The 19,806-nt window shown below is 36.6% G+C and carries 19 protein-coding genes; 4 read left to right on the plus strand and 15 right to left on the minus strand.

The window, feature by feature from the left end:
- Nucleotides 1-161 precede the first annotated feature (161 nt).
- Nucleotides 162-1,220 carry a LolA family protein gene (locus JTI58_RS06145; RefSeq protein WP_205445892.1) on the minus strand — a complete coding sequence of 353 codons (1,059 nt, stop codon included), beginning with the start codon at nt 1,218-1,220 and terminating at the stop codon, nt 162-164.
- Between the two features lie 124 nt (nt 1,221-1,344).
- Nucleotides 1,345-1,698, minus strand: a complete 354-nt coding sequence (gene acpS, locus JTI58_RS06150) for a holo-ACP synthase (protein WP_205445893.1) — start codon at nt 1,696-1,698, stop codon at nt 1,345-1,347.
- 64 nt (nt 1,699-1,762) lie between these two features.
- Between acpS and JTI58_RS06155 the strand changes: the two genes are divergently transcribed.
- Nucleotides 1,763-2,386, plus strand: a complete 624-nt coding sequence (locus tag JTI58_RS06155; protein ID WP_205445894.1) for a rhomboid family intramembrane serine protease — start codon at nt 1,763-1,765, stop codon at nt 2,384-2,386.
- Nucleotides 2,387-2,454: 68 nt separating this feature from the next.
- On the opposite strand, the gene JTI58_RS06160 is transcribed toward JTI58_RS06155, so the two are convergent.
- The 8 genes from JTI58_RS06160 to JTI58_RS06195 all read right to left on the minus strand — a co-directional run bounded on the left by JTI58_RS06160 (nt 2,455) and on the right by JTI58_RS06195 (nt 11,318).
- Complete coding sequence (locus tag JTI58_RS06160; RefSeq protein ID WP_205445895.1) at nt 2,455-3,030, minus strand: GNAT family N-acetyltransferase; 576 nt, start codon at nt 3,028-3,030, stop codon at nt 2,455-2,457.
- 108 nt (nt 3,031-3,138) lie between these two features.
- Nucleotides 3,139-4,608, minus strand: coding sequence for a PH domain-containing protein (locus JTI58_RS06165; RefSeq protein WP_205447159.1), 1,470 nt, complete (start codon nt 4,606-4,608; stop codon nt 3,139-3,141).
- Complete coding sequence (locus JTI58_RS06170) at nt 4,601-5,080, minus strand: PH domain-containing protein (protein WP_205445896.1); 480 nt, start codon at nt 5,078-5,080, stop codon at nt 4,601-4,603. Before JTI58_RS06170 ends, JTI58_RS06165 begins: the two co-directional genes overlap by 8 nt.
- Nucleotides 5,081-5,217: 137 nt before the next feature.
- A complete protein-coding gene (locus JTI58_RS06175; protein ID WP_205445897.1) occupies nt 5,218-6,741 on the minus strand; it encodes a degradosome RNA helicase CshA in 1,524 nt (507 codons plus the stop codon).
- 351 nt (nt 6,742-7,092) lie between these two features.
- Nucleotides 7,093-7,785 carry an alpha/beta hydrolase gene (locus JTI58_RS06180; RefSeq protein ID WP_205445898.1) on the minus strand — a complete coding sequence of 231 codons (693 nt, stop codon included), beginning with the start codon at nt 7,783-7,785 and terminating at the stop codon, nt 7,093-7,095.
- A gap of 76 nt (nt 7,786-7,861) precedes the next feature.
- Complete coding sequence (locus tag JTI58_RS06185; protein ID WP_205445899.1) at nt 7,862-9,229, minus strand: UDP-N-acetylmuramoyl-tripeptide--D-alanyl-D-alanine ligase; 1,368 nt, start codon at nt 9,227-9,229, stop codon at nt 7,862-7,864.
- Nucleotides 9,230-9,240: 11 nt separating this feature from the next.
- Nucleotides 9,241-10,320, minus strand: a complete 1,080-nt coding sequence (locus JTI58_RS06190) for a D-alanine--D-alanine ligase (protein WP_205445900.1) — start codon at nt 10,318-10,320, stop codon at nt 9,241-9,243.
- 245 nt (nt 10,321-10,565) lie between these two features.
- Nucleotides 10,566-11,318: a hypothetical protein gene (locus JTI58_RS06195; RefSeq protein ID WP_205445901.1), complete on the minus strand. Its 753-nt coding sequence runs from the start codon at nt 11,316-11,318 to the stop codon at nt 10,566-10,568.
- A 352-nt stretch (nt 11,319-11,670) separates the two neighbouring features.
- Between JTI58_RS06195 and JTI58_RS06200 the strand changes: the two genes are divergently transcribed.
- Nucleotides 11,671-12,858, plus strand: a complete 1,188-nt coding sequence (locus JTI58_RS06200; protein WP_205445902.1) for an FtsW/RodA/SpoVE family cell cycle protein — start codon at nt 11,671-11,673, stop codon at nt 12,856-12,858.
- Nucleotides 12,859-12,915: 57 nt separating this feature from the next.
- On the opposite strand, the gene JTI58_RS06205 is transcribed toward JTI58_RS06200, so the two are convergent.
- On the minus strand, nt 12,916-13,053 hold the full coding sequence (locus tag JTI58_RS06205; protein ID WP_004232019.1) for an Lmo0850 family protein: 138 nt from the start codon (nt 13,051-13,053) through the stop codon (nt 12,916-12,918).
- 365 nt (nt 13,054-13,418) lie between these two features.
- Here JTI58_RS06205 and JTI58_RS06210 point away from each other — a divergent pair, with 365 nt between their 5' ends.
- Together JTI58_RS06210 and cls are read left to right on the plus strand one after the other, a co-directional pair.
- Nucleotides 13,419-14,585 carry an MFS transporter gene (locus tag JTI58_RS06210; protein WP_205445903.1) on the plus strand — a complete coding sequence of 389 codons (1,167 nt, stop codon included), beginning with the start codon at nt 13,419-13,421 and terminating at the stop codon, nt 14,583-14,585.
- Nucleotides 14,586-14,927: 342 nt separating this feature from the next.
- Nucleotides 14,928-16,385, plus strand: a complete 1,458-nt coding sequence (gene cls / locus JTI58_RS06215) for a cardiolipin synthase (protein ID WP_205447161.1) — start codon at nt 14,928-14,930, stop codon at nt 16,383-16,385.
- A 52-nt stretch (nt 16,386-16,437) separates the two neighbouring features.
- Here cls and JTI58_RS06220 read toward each other — a convergent pair whose 3' ends face one another.
- The 4 genes from JTI58_RS06220 to JTI58_RS06235 form a co-directional block, all read right to left on the minus strand.
- Nucleotides 16,438-17,217: a M15 family metallopeptidase gene (locus JTI58_RS06220; protein ID WP_205445904.1), complete on the minus strand. Its 780-nt coding sequence runs from the start codon at nt 17,215-17,217 to the stop codon at nt 16,438-16,440.
- 154 nt (nt 17,218-17,371) lie between these two features.
- Nucleotides 17,372-17,620 (minus strand): hypothetical protein, encoded by a 249-nt coding sequence (locus tag JTI58_RS06225; RefSeq protein WP_205445905.1) that lies wholly within the window; start codon nt 17,618-17,620, stop codon nt 17,372-17,374.
- 55 nt (nt 17,621-17,675) lie between these two features.
- The gene (gene yidC, locus JTI58_RS06230; RefSeq protein WP_205445906.1) at nt 17,676-18,437 is read right to left on the minus strand and encodes a membrane protein insertase YidC; all 762 of its coding nucleotides are present in this window, start codon (nt 18,435-18,437) and stop codon (nt 17,676-17,678) included.
- Between the two features lie 177 nt (nt 18,438-18,614).
- Nucleotides 18,615-19,409 carry a helix-turn-helix transcriptional regulator gene (locus JTI58_RS06235; protein WP_004232009.1) on the minus strand — a complete coding sequence of 265 codons (795 nt, stop codon included), beginning with the start codon at nt 19,407-19,409 and terminating at the stop codon, nt 18,615-18,617.
- Nucleotides 19,410-19,806 lie beyond the last annotated feature (397 nt).

Raw genomic sequence — 19,806 nt, forward strand, 5'->3', positions numbered from 1 at the left:
TTAATTAAAACATTATGTAGGACATACATGTATGTTTTAGTATGTCGATTTAGCTTGTACACACAAAGTTTTAGCCTTTGCCTGAGCCTATACTTTATAGGTTCATTTATATTATCAATAAGCTACAGCCTCCGTATTCCAGAAAGCTGTAGCCAGAAAAGTTACTTCATACTACTTATCGTCATAGATGTAGCAACTTCAATCATTTCTTCACGCGTTAATTTACTTGAAGCTACAAAGAATTCAACACCATCTTTTTCCCAACTAATTGATGTATCTGTAATAGCACCAATCGTAAAGCCTAAATCAACTGGATCTCCAGGTGACGATACAGGTAACATTGAGTTTTCCTTCATTACTGGTTGCTGCATAACGGTAAATGCCTTTTCACCATCGAATGTTAAGATAACACGTTCCATTCCACTTTCCTGCACAACTTTTTCATTAGCTAATTGTGCCCAATTTACGACAGGATAATGTGTTTGGAATTCTTGATATTCAACTTCTGCACCAACTGCTTCCTTGTCCTCATTTTCTTCTTGCCCCTCTTTGTCAGAAGGTGTAGCTTGTTCACCTTTCGTGTTATCTTTATCAGTGAATTGCTCAACTGCATACTCTTTTGCAGCATGTTGCACACCTAGTTTAATTTTCTTAAATGTGATTTTAATTTGCTCTTCTTTCACATCATTCATAATAACTACTGAGGTTGGCAATAAAGTTTTCTTATCTACTGTTATAACTTGATGTGGCATACTGTTCTTATAGCTATTTCTAGTAGCCGCTTCAAATATATATGCTTTTTCTTCTTCTTTCATGACAAGATTTTTATCTTCTGCTAAATCTTCTGCTAGTGCTCCAATTAAGTAGGCTTGGCTATTTTTCTTTGGCCAATCACTTTGGAATTTATACATTTTGTTTAATGTCGGTGTTACGACAAAAACGCCATCAGCATTACGTACAATCATTTGAGAAACATCTTTCCCACTTTCGACTACTTCTACTCGATAGAAATCAGGTTTTGTGTGCCATACTGTTACATCATAATTTCTTGGTTCCCCACCAGATTTAATTTCCATCGTTGCATTTAATTCATAGCCATTCGTCTCTGCCCATTTACCATTCACTTTCTTCAACACTTTTTCCTGTGAGGCTGCACCACATGCCGACAGAAGTAATATCGTACAAAGTAAGACGAGCCATTTAACTATACGGTTGCCCACGCTTTCACCCTTTCTTCTTTCAAATCCACTACGACAATATATGAACCGTATTTGTCAGTTATGTCATTTGAAGAAAGAGCAATATATTTAAATTTACATGCAACCCTTTTAGACAAGTTAAGTACTATTCTAATAAGATCACTTGTGCGGCTGCATAGTGCTTAGAGTGCGTAATACTAACAAATCCATTGACAAGTTCATCCTTAAAATATAAAACAGGATTACCAGCCTCTCCTCTTAATACTTCCATATCATGCAGCTTACATTGTTCCCCAAGCCCAGTTCCCAGAGCTTTTGAAAATGCTTCTTTAGCAGCAAATCGCCCAGCTAAAAATTCTATTTTACGAGTTTCTGAATAACCGTCAAATATTTTTCTTTCTCTTGCCGTTAAAATGCGGTCTTTAAATTTATCTGTTCGTTTCATAGCCTTTTCAATACGATCCATTTCTACAATATCGAGACCAATTCCCTTAATCATGTGACCTTCTCCTTTACCTATTTCCAACAAGGCATGTATAATAATTGTAAATTGAGGTGGAGCCATGTTTAGTAGAACGGAAAATTTTAACCAATATACAAAGTATTACCCTATTGTTTCAACGTTAATAGCCATAAATCTAATTCTTTATGTATTGTCTCTCATACCCGGCATAGGAACACTTTTGTGGAATTACGGAATTCAAGCAAATTTCCTTATTCAAAGTGGTGAATGGTGGCGTGTATTTTCTGCCATGTTTTTACATGCAGGTTTTTTGCATATGTTTTTTAATATGTTTTCCTTATATCTCTTTGGACCAGAGTTAGAAAAAATCGCAGGTAAAGCACGCTTTATTACAATTTATTTAGTATCAGGTATTGTAGGCAACATGGCAACCTATATATTCTATGATAGTAGTTATGCGAGTCTTGGTGCAAGTGGGGCTATTTTTGGCATTTTTGGTGCATTTGGGGCATTAGTTTACTATACTCGTCGTACAATGCCAATGCTTCGTAAGCTCATTTTACCAATCATCGTCATCAGTGTCATCATGACTTTTCTTCAGCCAAATGTGAATGTCTTTGCCCATTTAGGCGGTTTAGTAACCGGGTTCATCCTTGGACTTGTCTATTTACATCCAAAAAGAATTGTAAGTTGGCGTAAACAAAAGATGGCGGGTAAACTATAAAATTTTAAAAATTAAAAGAGGAGCTGCTCACCTATAGAGCAGCTCCTCCTTCCTTAGAACGACATCCATTATAAAACTACTGTAGCTTCATTTGACATCTTAATTTTTTTCCATTCAGCTGCTGTTAAACCATAAACAACCTGATCTACATGATGATCATAAAGCCACTCAGCATCCCTTAAACGCCCTTCTTCATGGAAACCCAATACTTTTGGAATTGTACGACTGCGAATATTTCCTACTGCGACACGCACTTCGATGCGATTTAACTTTAAATAATTAAAAGCATAATCAATTAACGCTTTCATTGAATTGGTTACGAGCCCCTTACCCACAAATTCATTTCCTAGCCAGTAGCCAATACTTGTCCACTTATGTTGCCAGTTGATTTGATGGTAACCAATTACACCAGCAAGCTTTCCATCATAGTAAATCCCTGCTTGTATGCCATTGTGATCAGCATATTGTTGCATAGCCTTTTTTACGAACTGCTCCGTATCTTCTACTGTTTTGACATCATCTACAAATGGCAACCATTCACGTAATGTATCCCTCGAACGGTCGGTTAAAGCAAATAACTCATCTACATCACTTAAATCCAGAAGCTTTAAATAAGCGCTTTCATTAATGTCATATTTAAACAATGTCTCCACCCCTTCTGTTCTATTTACTATATTATAAACAGCATTCCTATTTTTTTATAGTTAAAAAAGCTAATACTTCCATAAAATTGAAAGGATTAGCTTTTTAGTTCATGAATGTTCATACCACGTTAAGATTGTTTCTGCATCTCGCTGCTCTAAACTGGATACACTTCCCGTAGTGCCAGTTGCTCCTGACATGACGGTTGCTTTTATAGACATAACATTCTTTCTTTTTTGAAAGTACGATTGTGTACTTTCAATAGATTGAATGCGTTTTTTCTCCATGATTAATGTAATTCGACTAAAAACTCGATACTGCATGGCCAGTTGCTTCCCATCAATTTGATAGCCTGCAGTTTTATGCTGCCAAATACCAAGCAAAATCTTTAATGGAATTAACAGCAATGACAATAGCCCGTATGGGTAAAAGAAATAACTACATGCACCAATAATCGGAACTAGCCAGATAAAATCAATTCGATAGAAAAATGGTCTTGCCCTTTTTGGTGAGCGAATAAATGTAGGATGCCAATTCATATCTGGGAAAAGCTGTTCTAATGTTTGCATACAATCTGGCTTCTTAATGAGTGGAAATAGCGTAATTTTTTTATCATTTCCATCTTCGCCGTTGCCTCCAGCACTTTCCACGACCACTGTAGCAAAGCCTGTTAACTGACGCAATGGATTTTCCACAATACGAATTGCCTGAATTCGATTCAACGGCAAAGTAATACGCTTTTTCTCTAATAGACCCTTTGTGATAATCAGTTTGTCTTCTTCAATGCGGACTGTATAGTCATAATAATTAATGAGTGTGATGATCACCGATACAATCCAAGCCACAATTAAAACCACCATCACCGTTAACGCCACTAAAAATGCTCCGATTTTCACAAAATCAGCTAACTCATGAAATACCGTTTCATAAGGAATAATATCGGAAAATTGTGAAGCAACAGCTACAAGACCTGATAGCACGACACCAATTCCCCCGGATGTTGTTGCCAATACCAGCAAATCACGCATAGACATATGGTAAATCATTGGGGTTGATACGGCTTCCTCTATTACTTGTGCTTGATCTTGTTGTTGAACCGCTTCACTTTTAGCATGACGCATTTCTAATTCAATAACATCTGCCGCTGCTTTGCGAATGGCTGTCAGCTCAACCTCAGGTTTTCCGCCCTTACTACCAGCCGTCTCCACCTGAACTTTCACTAAACCAAAAATACGATGAAAAACACCTTCATTGTAATTTAAACTTTGAATACGCTCAAAAGGGATATAACGTTTCTTTTTAACAAATAATCCATATGTTACACGCAACTCCCCATCTTCAAACCAGTATACAAATGTCCGCCATTTTATGATTCCCCCAATGAGTGCAAGAAGTGCTGCAACTCCCCATACACCGAAAAGTAAAATAGTCTCAAAAAAATGCTCACTACGAAAATTTAAAGAAAAATTAAAGCCGTTACTTATGATAATAATGGCAATTGGTAATATCATACTTTTCAATGCTTTTACACTCGTTATAATTGCAGACACTGGGTGTAAACGATTAATTTCCTTAGACATCATCTTCCGCCACCCTTGCTAAATCAGAGATACGAGCACGCAGTACGTCTGCTTCGTCCATAACAAGTGCAGGAATGGTATGTACAGTTGCTGCTGTTGAAATAGAAATATTACCTAAATCGTATTTTTTTAATATCGGCCCTTGTGTCGTATCAACATGCTGAACACGCACCATTGGTATTAATGTGCGTTTCACTACAAATAGACCATGTTGTACTTCGATTTCATGCTCACGTACCTCATAACGCCATCTTTCCCATCTTATTTTCGGGAATATAAAAATAGACAGTATCGCACTTAGTACTACAACTGCACCAGCTATGAAGAAAATAAATGACGGCCATTCAAAATAATAAGTACCATAGCTTACCAGCCCCGCTACAATTAATAGCACCAAAGTTTGTATAACCCCATAAAAACGCCACACAGTTAGCCCTTTACGAGAAATTTGATGAATCGGTTGTGCTCTCATTGTCGTTCCCCCTCTTTCTTCATTAGGTGTATACGGATTCATTCACCTTTTTGTTTCAACTATAGCCGAAAAAAAACCTTACAGCCACCATGACTGTAAGGTTTACTATAAAGATTAAGTGTATTTCGGTTGAAAAATTATCCCTCGTTACGTCTTGGAGAGCGAGTACGACCTTGTCCGCCTTCACGACGTCCGCCTTCACGGCGTCCACCTTCGCGACGGCTACTGCTACTGCGACGTTCTCCACTGCGAGCATTGTCACGACGTCCGCCGCCAAAGCTACGGTTACCACGGCCACGATCACCGCCACCACGGTTATTGCTAGAACGTTCACGACGCATTGGTAATGGACGTTCTTCTGTGATTGTTACTGGTGTATCGTCTGGCTCTCTCGTTAATGAACGTAGAGCAGCTGCAACAACATCCACTGCATCATGATTCTCTAGTAATTCTGCTGCAAATGTGCGGTAATCACCTAAATTGTTATTAGCAATAAGACCTTCCAGTGTTTCCACAGCTAAACGTTGTTGACCTTCTAATGCTTCATCAGTTGTTGGTGGGCGAAGAGGTGTCATACGTTTTTTCGTAGTTTCTTCTACAATACGTAAGTAACCCATTTCACGTGGTGTTACAAATGTTACGGCAAGACCTGATTTACCTGCACGACCTGTACGTCCAATACGGTGAACGTAAGATTCAGGATCTTGAGGAATATCAAAGTTATAAACGTGTGTCACACCAGAAATATCAAGTCCACGAGCGGCTACATCTGTCGCAACAAGGATATCGATTTTATTTTCTTTAAACTGGCGTAATACTGAGATACGCTTCGCTTGGCTTAAATCACCATGAATACCTTCAGCTAAATAGCCACGAATAGATAGGGCCTGTGCAAGCTCATCTACACGACGTTTTGTACGACCAAAAATAATAGCTAGCTCTGGTTGGTGAACATTTAATAAACGAGATAAAACATCGAATTTTTCACGTTCAGCAGACTTAACAAAATATTGATCAATATTATCAACTGTTAATTCTTTTGCTTTAATTTTCACGATTTCTGGATCACGCATAAATGTTTCTGCAATTTTACGGATTGCTGGTGGCATCGTTGCTGAGAACAGTAATGTTTGACGCTCAGAAGGCACGTTTTCTAAGATTGAATTAATATCATCGATAAAGCCCATGTTTAACATTTCATCTGCTTCATCCAATACTAATGTTTGAACATCTTCTAATTTTAACGTACGACGATTAATATGATCAATAATACGACCTGGCGTACCAACAATGATTTGAGGTCTATTTTTCAGTGCACGAATTTGACGGCCAATTTCTTGACCACCGTATACTGATAATAATTTTACGCGTTTGTCATAGCCAATTTTATATAGCTCTTCTGAAACTTGAATCGCTAACTCACGAGTTGGAGCAATGACTAACGCTTGAATATTAGGGTTTTTTGGATCGATTTTTTCGATTAGTGGAATCCCGAAAGCGGCAGTTTTACCAGTACCTGTTTGTGCTTGACCTAATACATCACGGCCTTCAATCGCAAAACGAATAGTACCTTCTTGGATTGGTGTTGCTTCTTCAAATCCCATACGCTTTACTGAGCGTAATGTAGATTCGCTAATATTTAATTCTGAAAAATTTGTCAAACTTCTCAATCTCCTTTTTTCCTTTTAAGTTGACAAATGGTTACATTTTCAGATGAAGTTGTCGGCAAATTCGAGCCTGTGTAGTGGAACGTTTCCGTTACTTAAAAATTTTCTCTACATGATAGTTCATATAGAGCTCTCTTATATGAAAAGGAAAGCCCGGTCTTTACCGAGCGGTTCGATTCTGTCGTAATTATTAACTTTAGAATAAAACCGTTGTGTTCAAAAAAAAGTACTCTTCAACCAAATATGAAGAGTCTTCGCACAAAATGTATCCATTGCTTACACTAGTCTAACATGGCTTTAAATCCTATGCAACGATAACGCATGAGTCGTAATAATCTGACTACTTTATTCGTTCTTCAAAAACATTAAAACCTGTGGAAACCATTCAGAGCAATCTTCCTCAAAACATATATGATGCTTGCCATTATCAGAAAAATACAAAACTTTGTCTTTTGAGGCTAATTCATCAAAAAGAAATTGTGCCGTGTGATAGGGCACTATCCCATCCAACTTACCTTGCACGATGTATACAGGAATTCGAATATGTTGATAATACGGCGCCACCATCCTTACCAGCTTCATAAATTCTACCGTTGATGCAAGAGGCACATTGTTAAACTTATGATGGTATCGTAAATAGAGTTCGTTATTAGTCAAATTATGGTGATATGCTTCAGTAGCTAACATTTTGAAATCATTGACTAGCTGCTTAGGGCTCACATACTTTGCAGCAGCACTCAGTAATACAAGTTTTTTTACTTTATAGCGTTTAGCTAAGTATAGTGCTATGATTCCTCCCATTGAAAAACCGACAACGATTACCTCATCAACTTTTTTTACTAATGATCGGAAGGCTAACTCTGCATCCATTAACCAATGCTTTGCCTTAAAACCACTCATATGCAATTCTTCTCCATGCCCAGACAATGTCGGCTCTGCAATGACCCAATCTGTATGTGCACGCAAGTATGTTGTGAATGGCTCTACCTCATAAGGTCCACCTGAAAAACCGTGAATACATAGTACACCTACTGACAACGTCCTCACCTCATTTAACAAAGATAACTCTACATGAATAAATCGGTGAGCGTATATCCCACCGATTTCATTGATACTATGACGTAAATGCCTTTAAGATCGTCTCTAATTTCATACCACGGGAGCCTTTAAGTAAAACAATAGATGCGTCATTCGCTTGTTTTAGCTTGTCAATAATCGCCGTATAATCATCTTCCGCATACAATAAACGTTCTTCCTCAAAGCGCTCTTTTAATACTTGATAAAGATATGCCATCCGAGGGCCAAATAAGCAGATATAATCGATTTCATGCTCATTTATATATTCTGCTAGCCCTTCGTGGAAACTTTGCTCATTTGGTCCAAGCTCCAGCATGTCTCCTAACACAAGCCATTTTTCAGGACGAATTGTAGAGGAAGCCATAAATTGAATGGCAGCTTTTACCGAGGTTGGTGCTGCATTATAGGCATCGTTGATAAACAATGCACCATTCGTTCCTTGCACTTGTTGCATCCTCATATCTGTTAATACCACATGCTCTAAGGATGTACGAATTTGTTCATTGTTTAAACCTAGCTTATGAGAAATTAACATGGCCACAAGTGTATTTTTCACTTGATGCTTGCCAAGCACTGAAATAAAGAAGTCACCCTCTATCATACCGTGTGTAGTGAAGTGACTACCATCCGCATTAGCGTGAATATTTTCTACGTATAAAAGATTATCTGACTCTAATCCAAACGGCACTGCCTGTAAGTGCTGTTCCTTTGCCACTAATTCCTGAAGCAGAGGTTCATCGCCATCATAGAATAATAGACCATCTGGTTGCATTCCTTGAATAATTTCAAACTTCGCTTTTGCTATACCTGCACGTGACCCTAGATCCTGCATATGGGCCTCACCAATATTTGTGATAACTGTCATATGAGGACGAGCAAGCTTAGTTAAAAATTCAATTTCGCCGAATCCACTCATGCCCATCTCAAGGACGGCCACATCCGTATCTTCATCAAGCTGTAAGATTGTAATCGGCAGGCCTAATTGATTATTAAAGTTCCCAATCGTTTTTTGTACCTTAAAGAATGGAGCAAGTGTCCCCGCTAAAATATCCTTTGTTGATGTCTTACCATTTGAACCTGTAATGCCAATAAATTTTGCTTTATGTTCATTACGATAGGCTCTAGCCATTTCTTGCAAAGCTAATTCTGGATCATCCACAAATAATAAAGGGTAACCTTCTGGTGGATTGGGCTCATCTTTTTGCCAAAGAGAAGCTCCCGCACCTTTCTCAAATGCTTGAATCACAAACTTGTGTCCATTTGTATGCTCACCACGAAATGGTACAAATAGGTCCCCTTGTTGAATTGTTCTTGTATCAATAGAAATTCCTGACACAACCGTGTCACCAAAAGCCGCCATATCCTCATTTAACCATGCAGCTAATTGTTTTAATGTTTTTTTCACAATAATCCCACTCAGTCTTTTTTATAGTGAAGCTGTTGTTTTTCTTCATAGCGTTCTATTGCTAAGGTAATTAAACGGTCGATCAGCTCTGGATAACTCACATTTGTATGCTGCCATAATAATGGATACATACTTACAGGCGTGAAACCTGGCATTGTGTTCACTTCATTAATGTAAACGTTATTTTCAGCTGTTACAAAAAAGTCCGCACGAACTAAGCCGCTGCCATCTATAGCCTTAAATGCGCGCTTTGCCAGTTCCTTTAAGCTCTCAACAGTTTCTACTGGAAGCTCAGCTGGAATAATAAGTGCTGTAGAGCCGTCCTTATATTTAGAATCATAATCATAAAATTCAGTAACTGGTTTAATTTCACCTGGCACTGAAACTTCAGGGTAGTCATTGCCTAACACTGCTAATTCAACTTCACGAGCGACAATTCCTTGCTCAACAACAATTTTACGGTCATATTGCAAAGCAACTTCAATTGCTTTGAATAATTCTTCACGATCTGTTGCTTTGCTAATCCCAACACTCGATCCTAAGTTTGCAGGCTTCACAAACATTGGCCAACTCAAATTGCTTTCACAACGTTCAATGATTACCTGTTGCTCATTCTTCCACTCACTACGAATAAAATACGTATAGGGCACTTGTGGTAACCCTGCAATTTCAAATAATTGCTTCATTACCACTTTATCCATACCAGCAGAGGATGCTAATACACCATTTCCTACATACGGTAAATTCAGAACCTCAAGTAAACCTTGCACCGTTCCATCCTCGCCATTAGTACCATGTAACAATGGGAAAATGACATCGAACTGTACCTCATTGCCATTGTCATCGATCAAAAAATCAGTAATATTATTTTCTAAAATTGTTGTATTATCACCAAATTGTAATTCTTCTATTGCACTTACAGGTTTTTCTAAACGCTCTCCACGTCGCCATTCCCCGTCAGATGTAATGAAAATCGGATATACTTCATACTCCTCGAAATTCAAAGCTCCAGTGACTGCACGTGCTGTTGATAATGACACTTCGTGCTCCGCTGACTTTCCGCCGTATAATAAACCGATTCTTTTTTTCATTTTTGTGCCCTCCACATACTTCTTGAGTACTATTAGTTTATCATGAAACGTCTTGACAAATGACATAAAAATCTCACCGTATTTTTGACGGTGAGATTTTGCGTGTACATTTCATCAATTATGCCTTGACATCATTACTTCCTGTCATTGAATTGTACAGAAACAATTCAATATGCGTAATATCTACCAACGGCCTATCTTCATTTTAGAGAGGTGAATGCTCTTAGACTGTGCTGCAATGAAGATTAAATAATATATATCAATTCATCGTGCTCCGTTTTTAAAATCGTACTTAAGTCATCCCAAACTTCATCGGGAAAAGAATATTCAGACAAATTACGAACTTCTATTCCATACGCTGCCTTTGGTTTTTCAATCCGATACAAAGATAGTAATGCTCCATCTTTCGCAAAGGATCGGTAAGAACGTAAAAAATCTGGAGATACAGCAGGAATACTCGATTTTACTTTTCGACGCCAAAAACCAGTGCTCCGTTCCTTTTCACGAATTAAACTATTAAATACATTGGCAACCAATAAATCCGAATCACTTAAATGACGAAAATAAACTTTCGTCATTTTCTCTAAATCTGAAGAATAATAGACGAATCTATTTTGTAATTTGTTAAAAAATGCTGACGTAATCGGTTCTTTTTTATGACTTATGTAAAGCAATTCTCCTTGTTCCATCGGTGTTAGATGATCTAGCCTCTTCTCGTCCATAAAATCAATCCAGCATAATTCTTTTGATTCAGCTGATTTTTTCACAAAACGAGGAACATCTTCTTCCAATACATATTCAAATTGTGTATGCATATTAAAAGAACCGTCTTCATAGGAATGTTTTAATAACAGTAAGTGATGCAGTGGTTCAAGTGCAGCCACAAATTGCGAGAATTTTAACCCGCTAAAAATGACAAATTTATCGACATCATTCATATGAACATAAATATGATACATAAAATCATCAGCTGACTTTAATTTTTTAGCCACAACCATCACCCCACTCTTCACTACATTATAAGTCTAAACATGAATTTTTTGAAACATTTTATGTTAATTGTCGTCACTACTATATACGCAGGCATAAAAGTGTTTTTTGCGTTATAATTAGGAATGTTAAACATGCATTTGCATATAAATTTTAGATTACTCAATGAGTTCAAGTATTTGCTTAAAATTCCATTGACAATATTCAAAGCAAATTGCAAGCTTATCAATAGATATGAGCTATTCTTACACCACTGTTGGATGATAATTTGCTTTCTTCTTTGACCAATTATAAACGAAATAGGAAGAATCGCATCACATTTACTCATATTGAGATACTATTTTAATTTAGGTGGCTTTTATGGAAAATAAACGAAATTTCGCAAATCGTTTTGACTGGACCCTTGCTTTTATTCTCTTCACTTTTCTAGTCATTAGTTTGTTAGCTATTGCATCTGCCCAAACATCAGGTCAGTATGGCATTAACTACGTACCAAAGCAAATGCAATGGTATGTGATTGGTGCAGTAATTATTGGTATCGTCATGTTTTTTGAGCCAGATCAATATAAAAAAATGTCATGGTATATGTATGGAGCAGGGATTGCCTTACTGGTACTGCTTATTTTTATGCCTGAAGGAGAAGGTCAAATCGGTGCACCTGTAAATGGTGCTAAAAGCTGGTATCATACGCCGATTGGGAATATTCAGCCTTCTGAGTTTATGAAAACTTTTTACATTTTAGCACTAGCACGATTAATTAGTAAGCACCATGAAGTTTATTCATTAAGGTCTATTAAAACAGACTTTTTGCTACTAGGTAAAATCGCAATCACTTTAATTGTACCTTTGGCTATCATTTTGAAGCAGCCTGACCTAGGTTCAGCTCTTGTATTCTTTGCCATTACTGCTGCTCTTATTATCGTAGCAGGAATTTCTTGGAAAATAATTCTACCGACATTTTTAGGTGGCATGGTAGCAGGTGGCGCACTACTGTGGATGGCACTCTATATGCAAGATTTCCTAGAGAAAACATTTGGTTTTAAGGCGTATCAATTTGCGCGTATTTATTCATGGCTAGATCCCTATTCCTATTCATCTAGTGATGGCTATCACTTAATTACTTCTTTAAATGCGATTGGATCAGGTGAAATTTTTGGTAAGGGTTTCCGAAATCGAGAGGTATATGTAGCTGAGAACCACACCGATTTCATTTTTACCGTAATAGGTGAAGAATGGGGCTTTATTGGCGCTAGTATTGTTATTTGTATTTTCTTCTTATTAATTTATCATCTAACAAAGACAACACTCTTATTGAAAGATCCCTTCTCGACCTATGTTTGTGCTGGGATTATCGCCATGATTACTTTCCACGTTTTCGAAAATATAGGAATGACTATTCAATTATTACCTATCACAGGTATTCCACTTCCGTTCATTAGCTACGGAGGAAGTTCTCTGATGGGAAATGCCTTAGCCATTGGACTGGTCTTTAGTATGCGATTCCATTATCGAACGTATATGTTTACAACACATGATGAAGATGAATAAATATAGAAAAAAGGAAGTCTCTATGTGCGAGACTTCCCTTTTTCTATTGGAAACGAGTTAAGCTTGAACTTGCGGAGTTTGCGTTGGTGGTGTGAGCACTTTTAAAAGTTCTAGTCGAGACTTTGTTACAGTGGCTGTTACACCCAACTTAGATAAATTCGAAACAATCTTTTTCAAATCTACTTCTTTTGTCATACATTCCACCTCAATCTTTCCTCGATTTTATATAACGTTTTATTTACGAAAAAGTTTCATTTTTCTACGCGTATGATGTCTGACAAATTTATCATACCATTTAACTTACCTTTAAAATTTTTCAATTTTGTTACATTGTAAATTTTTCACACCCATCTAACTTTACCACCAAACATATTTAAATTACCCAAAATGGCTACATATTATTCACTGATCAGAACATAGGTTTAAAAAATCTTAAAACGCTTTATTTCTTTACTGAATAATTCCTCTTAATCCAAGCTTCTCCTTCCCTATCCTTGTAATCGCAAGAACAAGAAGGTTAGAATATACATATTGAAATATGTATGAAAGCAGGGAACTGTATGAAAAAGGCTATTTTATTATTGATGTCTGTTCAATTTCTCGTTTATCTAGGGTTCGGCATTATTATTCCCGTCTTACCAGAGGTAATTGTGCAGCAAAACTGGAATGATCTCCACGTAGGTGGTTTACTGACCGTATATTCACTTGCAAGTTTTTTCACAGCACCATTTTGGGGTATGCTATCAGATAAGGTAGGGCGTAAACAACTGATCCTAACAGGTCTAGTTGGCTTTAGCCTTAGTTTTGTTATTTTTTCATTATTTATAGATAATCTAGCTATATTGTATGTTTCACGTATAATTGGTGGTTTATTTTCTGGAGCATTATATACTGCAGTAACAGGATTTATTGCTGATATGTCCAGTGAAGAGGATCGCAATAAATATATGGGCTTTATGGGCATGTCCATTGGTCTTGGTTTTATTTTTGGTCCAGCAATCGGTGGGATGTTAGGTCATTATAGCTTGCAATTACCATTTATTGCATCCGCCTCATTAATTGCACTATTATTTATTTATGCAAGTTTCGTCCTAAAAGAACCTGAAAAACGAAAAGATTCAAATAAACGTGCTATCGTGCCAAAAGGTGCTGGAACCATGCTACAATACCGTGTGCGCTATCTATTTATGTTTTCATTTTTAGTAACATTTATGCTAGCGGGCGTTGAGGCTACATTCCAACTATTTCAAATCGAAAAAATTCACATTACACCATTACAAATTGGTTACTTATTCATGTTTAGTGGCTTTGTTGATGCAGCCATTCAAGGCGGGGTCGTTCGACGCATAAAAAATGGTAGTGAGACGACATGGTTAATCAGTGCACAAATTGTAACTGCTATCGGCATGCTTTTATTCACACTGACAGCTAATCTTTTTATCGCTGGGCTTGCCCTTTGTGTCTTTACAGCAGGTAATGCAATCGCAAGAACATGCGTAGTATCACTTTCCTCTAAAGAATCTGGAGGACAATACGGAACTGCTGCAGGGCTGTCCTATTCAATGGATAACTTGGGACGTATTCTTGGCCCATTATTTTTCACATGGTTATTTACCGTACAAGCAAGTCTCGGTTATTATATTTCGGCAGCGATAGCCCTCCTTTCTATAAGTCTGATTTATATATATAAGGCATCCAGTAAATCATTGCGTCATGAAAATATATAACATGTTGCACTTTATTGCTTTCAGGAGGCATAAGCGAAAATCGGAGAGATGTTACTTTCAACTGCGTTCACAGAAAATAAATTTCCTGTGAACCCTAACTTCCCAATTATCAAACATTTAATATAGGGCCTTATGTGTTGGGGCAATTTTCGTTAGCCGAGAAAAGCTTCTTCTCTGATATTTTATTTCAATGAGAAATTACTAATTAAACCATCGGATTATCTCTGATATGTCTAAGGGATAATCCTTTTCCATGCTATCTAGCCATTTCATATCTTCTTTCCTCATTTGAAGTAGGCTATACTAAGTATGTTGTTAACAATAGTAAAGGCAGGTGTAGGAATGAGCATTTTTACAGATATAGAATATTTAGTTCCTTTAACTTTGTTTTTTAATATTTTATTAGCCTTGACCATCATTTTCTTAGAACGTAAAGATGCTACCTCTACATGGGCATGGATTCTCGTATTATTTTTCCTGCCATTAGCTGGATTTATTTTGTACTTATTACTTGGAAGACAATTACGAAGAAAGCATTTATTCCGTTGGGAAGGACGCAAGGATATTGGGATTGATAATCTCATCAACTATCAGATGGATGCTATTCGTGATGAGACATTTGAGTTTCGCATTGCCAATGCAGAAAATTATCAAGAGATGATTTATATGCACCTCAGAACAAACAATGCGGTTTTAACGCAGGACAACCATCTGGATATTTTTGATGATGGCGCCGATAAGTTTGAACAACTCCTTAAAGACATTGAAGCAGCTAAAGATCATATTCACATTCAGTATTATATTTTCCGACTTGATGACTTAGGTACACGTATCGTCAATGCATTGATAAAAAAAGCAAAGCAAGGCGTTAAGGTACGTCTTCTCTATGATGAAATGGGCTCACGTAATGTAAAAAGGCGCCATTTTAAAGAATTGCTGCATGCTGGTGGTGAAGTAGAAGTTTTCTTCCCATCCATTCTGCCACTTCTTAATCCTCGTTTAAATTTTAGAAATCACCGAAAAATCGTTGTCATTGACGGCCGAATTGGCTATATAGGTGGATTTAACGTCGGTGACGAATATTTAGGATTACAAAAAAAGTTTGGTTATTGGAGGGATACACACTTACGTATTGAAGGTAGTGCTGTACATCCATTACAAACACGCTTTTTACTCGATTGGAACCAAGCTAGTGCTCAACAAAAAATGGGGTACTCCGATCGCTATTTCCCTGCCATTCCGCAGAAGGGTGATGTTGGTTTGCAGATTGTTTCAAGTGGACCAGATTCAGACTGGGAGCAAATAAAGATCGGTTACTTAAAGCTGATTAATATGGCTAAAAAATATATTTATATTCAAACACCTTATTTCATCCCAGATATTAGTTTCTTAGACGCCATTAAAATTGCAACCTTGTCTGGCATTGATGTACGTATTATGATTCCTAACAAGCCTGATCACATGTTTGTTTATTGGGCAACTTATTCTTATGTGGGTCAATTATTACGTGCAGGGGCCAAAGTCTACATTTATGAAAAGGGCTTTATTCACGCGAAAGCTATTATTATTGATGACGAGGCATCCACTGTTGGAACAGCGAATATCGATGTACGAAGTTTCAGTCTAAATTTTGAAGTCAATGCCTTCATATATGATGCCAATATATCGCACCAACTGGCAGAGCTGTTTGAAAAGGATATTTTTGATTGTACGGAATTAACCTGGGAAATGTATAAAAACCGTTCAACACTAATTAAATTTAAAGAATCTATTTCCCGTTTATTAACACCCATTTTATAAAAATAAAAAGGAAGAGAGCCTGTTCATAGAAGAACCGCTTCTCTTCCTTTTATTATTTCACGCCTAGATATTCTTCTAACGTAATATTTTTCTTTGTAATGTCTTTTGCAACCTCTTTGCCCACATAACGATAATGCCAAGACTCATACATATAACCTGTTATCTCTTCTTTGTTTTGAGGGAAACGCAAAATAAAACCATACTCTTGTGCGTGCGCAAATAGCCATTGCCCTGCTGGGGTTTCGCCAAACTCTTCTGTCAGCCACACGTCTTCTTTTCCACGCTCTCCTATATCAAACGCTAAGCCTGTCTGGTGTTCCGAATAGCCAGGACGAGCACTGTATCGATCTGCTGCCGCCTGCCCATCACGTTTAACATAGTTATCATAAAGTGTTGTTTGATATTCAAAAGAACGGTAACCACTAAATGCAACTAAATCAAATCCTTGCTGCTTGGCAGCCGCTAACATTTGATTTAACGCTTCTCTTGCTTCTGGATTTTCTTCAGGTGCAAAGGTAGAAGGAAGCGGATAAATTTTATTGGCTAGCAGAATACCATTGATATAAGTTGGTTCGATAGGTAATGTTTGATTTGGAAGATAGCCATTTTCGTCTGGTTGTGGCTCTGGCTTTGCGGGTGTTTCTGTATTGTCTGGTTTCTCTGTTGCTGTAGTATCTTGTTCAGTTGTTTTGTTTGTTTCTGTTGTTTTTGGTTGCTCATCAGCTGCACTATTTGCTTGATTATTCTTATAGTTGTAGACGACAAAAATTGCGACGATTAACGCGATAGATATGAAAGCACCAACGATAAGCGGAAGACGATTGTTTTTCACTATTTATACCCCTTTTAAAATATCAGGTATCTAAAAGGATGATGTTCTTATAGCTTTTCACCTTGAAAATACCTATTTTATTGTATTACTAGTTATACTCTTATTTTAGCACTGTTCACATTTTCAGGTGTAAATTTCCTACCTAAATATTCAATTAATCTGTTAGAACGATGGCAAATACGACTATAGACGCAATTGCGAAAAAAATCGCCATATACTGCATCCACTTCGCTTCTTTTACATAGCCTTGCTCTTTAAAGCTTTTCGCTCTAAACCCATTTGATAAGGCAAACATGACCGTCATTGCAAGTACGGCAAAATTAAATTTCCCTAAAATAATAAACACGAGTGCCGCAATACTAAAAATTGCGACAAGAATAGATGATAGCCATTTTCTGTTCATCTTGCTGTCCTCCTAAAAAAATCGAGGCAACAAAGGCGCCTCGACATCGATGAATTTATTTTTTTGCTTTCTCGGGATGTTCCGAATAATATTTACGCCCAATATATGTTTGAATAATCAACAATGCACCACTGACAGACCAATACAAAGGTAGTGCTGCCATAGAAGACATGGAGATAAAGACAATCATAATTGGTGAAATATAAATAAACATTTTCATCTGAGCTTTTTGTTGCTCAGGTACAGTCCATAAAGATACACGAGCCTGGACTAGGTAAACAATCCCTGCCACAATAGTCATTACAATATCAGGTGACCCTAAGCTAAACCATAAAAACTCATGGGATTTCACATCTGCAGAATACAAGATTGAGAAATACAGACCCATAATAATCGGCATTTGAATTAACATCGGTAAACAACCCATATTAAGAGGATTAATACCATGCTTTTGATATAGAGCCATCATTTCTTGTTGATATTGCGTTTGCTCTTCTTTTGTCTTAGCTTCCTTCATTTTTTTCTGAACGGCTTCCATTTCAGGTTTAAAAGCATCCATCTTCGTTTTCATTAATTGCTGCTGACGATAGTTTTTTAACATAATCGGCATTAAGACTAAACGAATTAGAACCGTAATCGCAATGATTGCTAAACCATAGCTTCCTGAAAAGATATCATTCCCGAAAAACTCCAATAAAAATTCCATAGGTTTTACAAAGATACTATAGAAAAAACCTTCTTTGTTTTGCACAGCTTGACAGCCACTAAGAACAAAAACGGCAAGACCAAGCATTGAAAATAGCTTCAAATTTTTCATTTTTCCACCTACTATTATTTATCAACTACTGTGAAGTATACCTTATAGGGTCTCTCTTTATCAAATAGCAAGTGCTACTCATTCCTTAAGCTGTTTCCTCAGACGATTCATCAAAAAAAGATGCGAGCTTTAGCAACGCTAATATGTTCGCACCTTCTCATTCTCTATGCTCAAAATCTAGACATTTTGTAATTCAGTCTCTGCCATTTCAAAACGATAAAATTCATGATGAAGTTCGTCTCTGAAATGTTTTGGCGTTACTCCCGTATATTTTTTGAAAATACGAGTAAAATAACTTTGATTACAAAAATGGAATTGATCTGAGATAGAAGTAATACTTTTGTTTGTATGTCGTAAGTAGTATTGTGATTCTTCTACACGTCTAACATTTAAATACTCAACCAATGTAATACCTACATGTTCTCTAAAAATACGTGATAAGTGACTAGTACTTATATGAAAGTTATTCGCGATACTTTCCACAGTTAAATCATTTTCAAGCTCGTCATTTATATACATTATCACTTTGTTAACAGTTTGATGTCGGAAAGTCGGTTGTTTGCGATCTGCAATAAAGTAAACAAAGAAATCAATTAAATCATCGGCAAATTGTAAAAACTCTGCGTCTTTCATCTGATTTTCTATCATATCGTTACACGCAATATTGAAAGCAAATGCTTTTTTCGAAGGTACTTGATTGTCCAGCAATTTACGAGCAACAATTGATGACAAAACAGAAAAATAACTTCGAACGATTTTAATGACCTGTTTGCCAAAACGAATTGAGAGAATATCAATTAACTCATGCAAAGATTTTTTCGCTTTTGCAGATTCTAAATGGTAAATTTCAAAAATTAATTTCGACTCAATATTAAAAAATTCTTCGACACCGATATATTGATTAATATTATCGATTTCTTGGAAGTATCTTTTGGATATCGTTTCTGACATAGAATGTTGATGTAGTTGCATAATCTTCCCCATCTTTCCTCAGAGTGCACGAATTGCATGACAATATTTGACACCAATCCCGACGAATTAAAAATAAGAAAATAGTATTTACTTATTCAATATAAGAACTGAGTCCTATTTCACAAATTTTATTAACAAATAAATCAAAAATAACCCTACTAAAACACCAGATCTAAAAAAAATAGACTATACAGTGAATTTTACCATATTCTGCGATTTCCTTTCAACCACATTTTACTTGCTACTCTAGTTCTAATTTATCACATATTCATAGTAGAAACCTCGTAAACTTATTCCTAACAATTAAATTTTACCATATACATATCAAAATAAATTAGTCATTTTATAAATTTATTTACAAATTATACAAAACATCTTACATCATTCTAATGGATCA

It is taken from the genome of Lysinibacillus fusiformis (assembly GCF_016925635.1).
In the GTDB taxonomy this organism is placed as follows: Bacteria; Bacillota; Bacilli; order Bacillales_A; family Planococcaceae; genus Lysinibacillus; species Lysinibacillus fusiformis_F.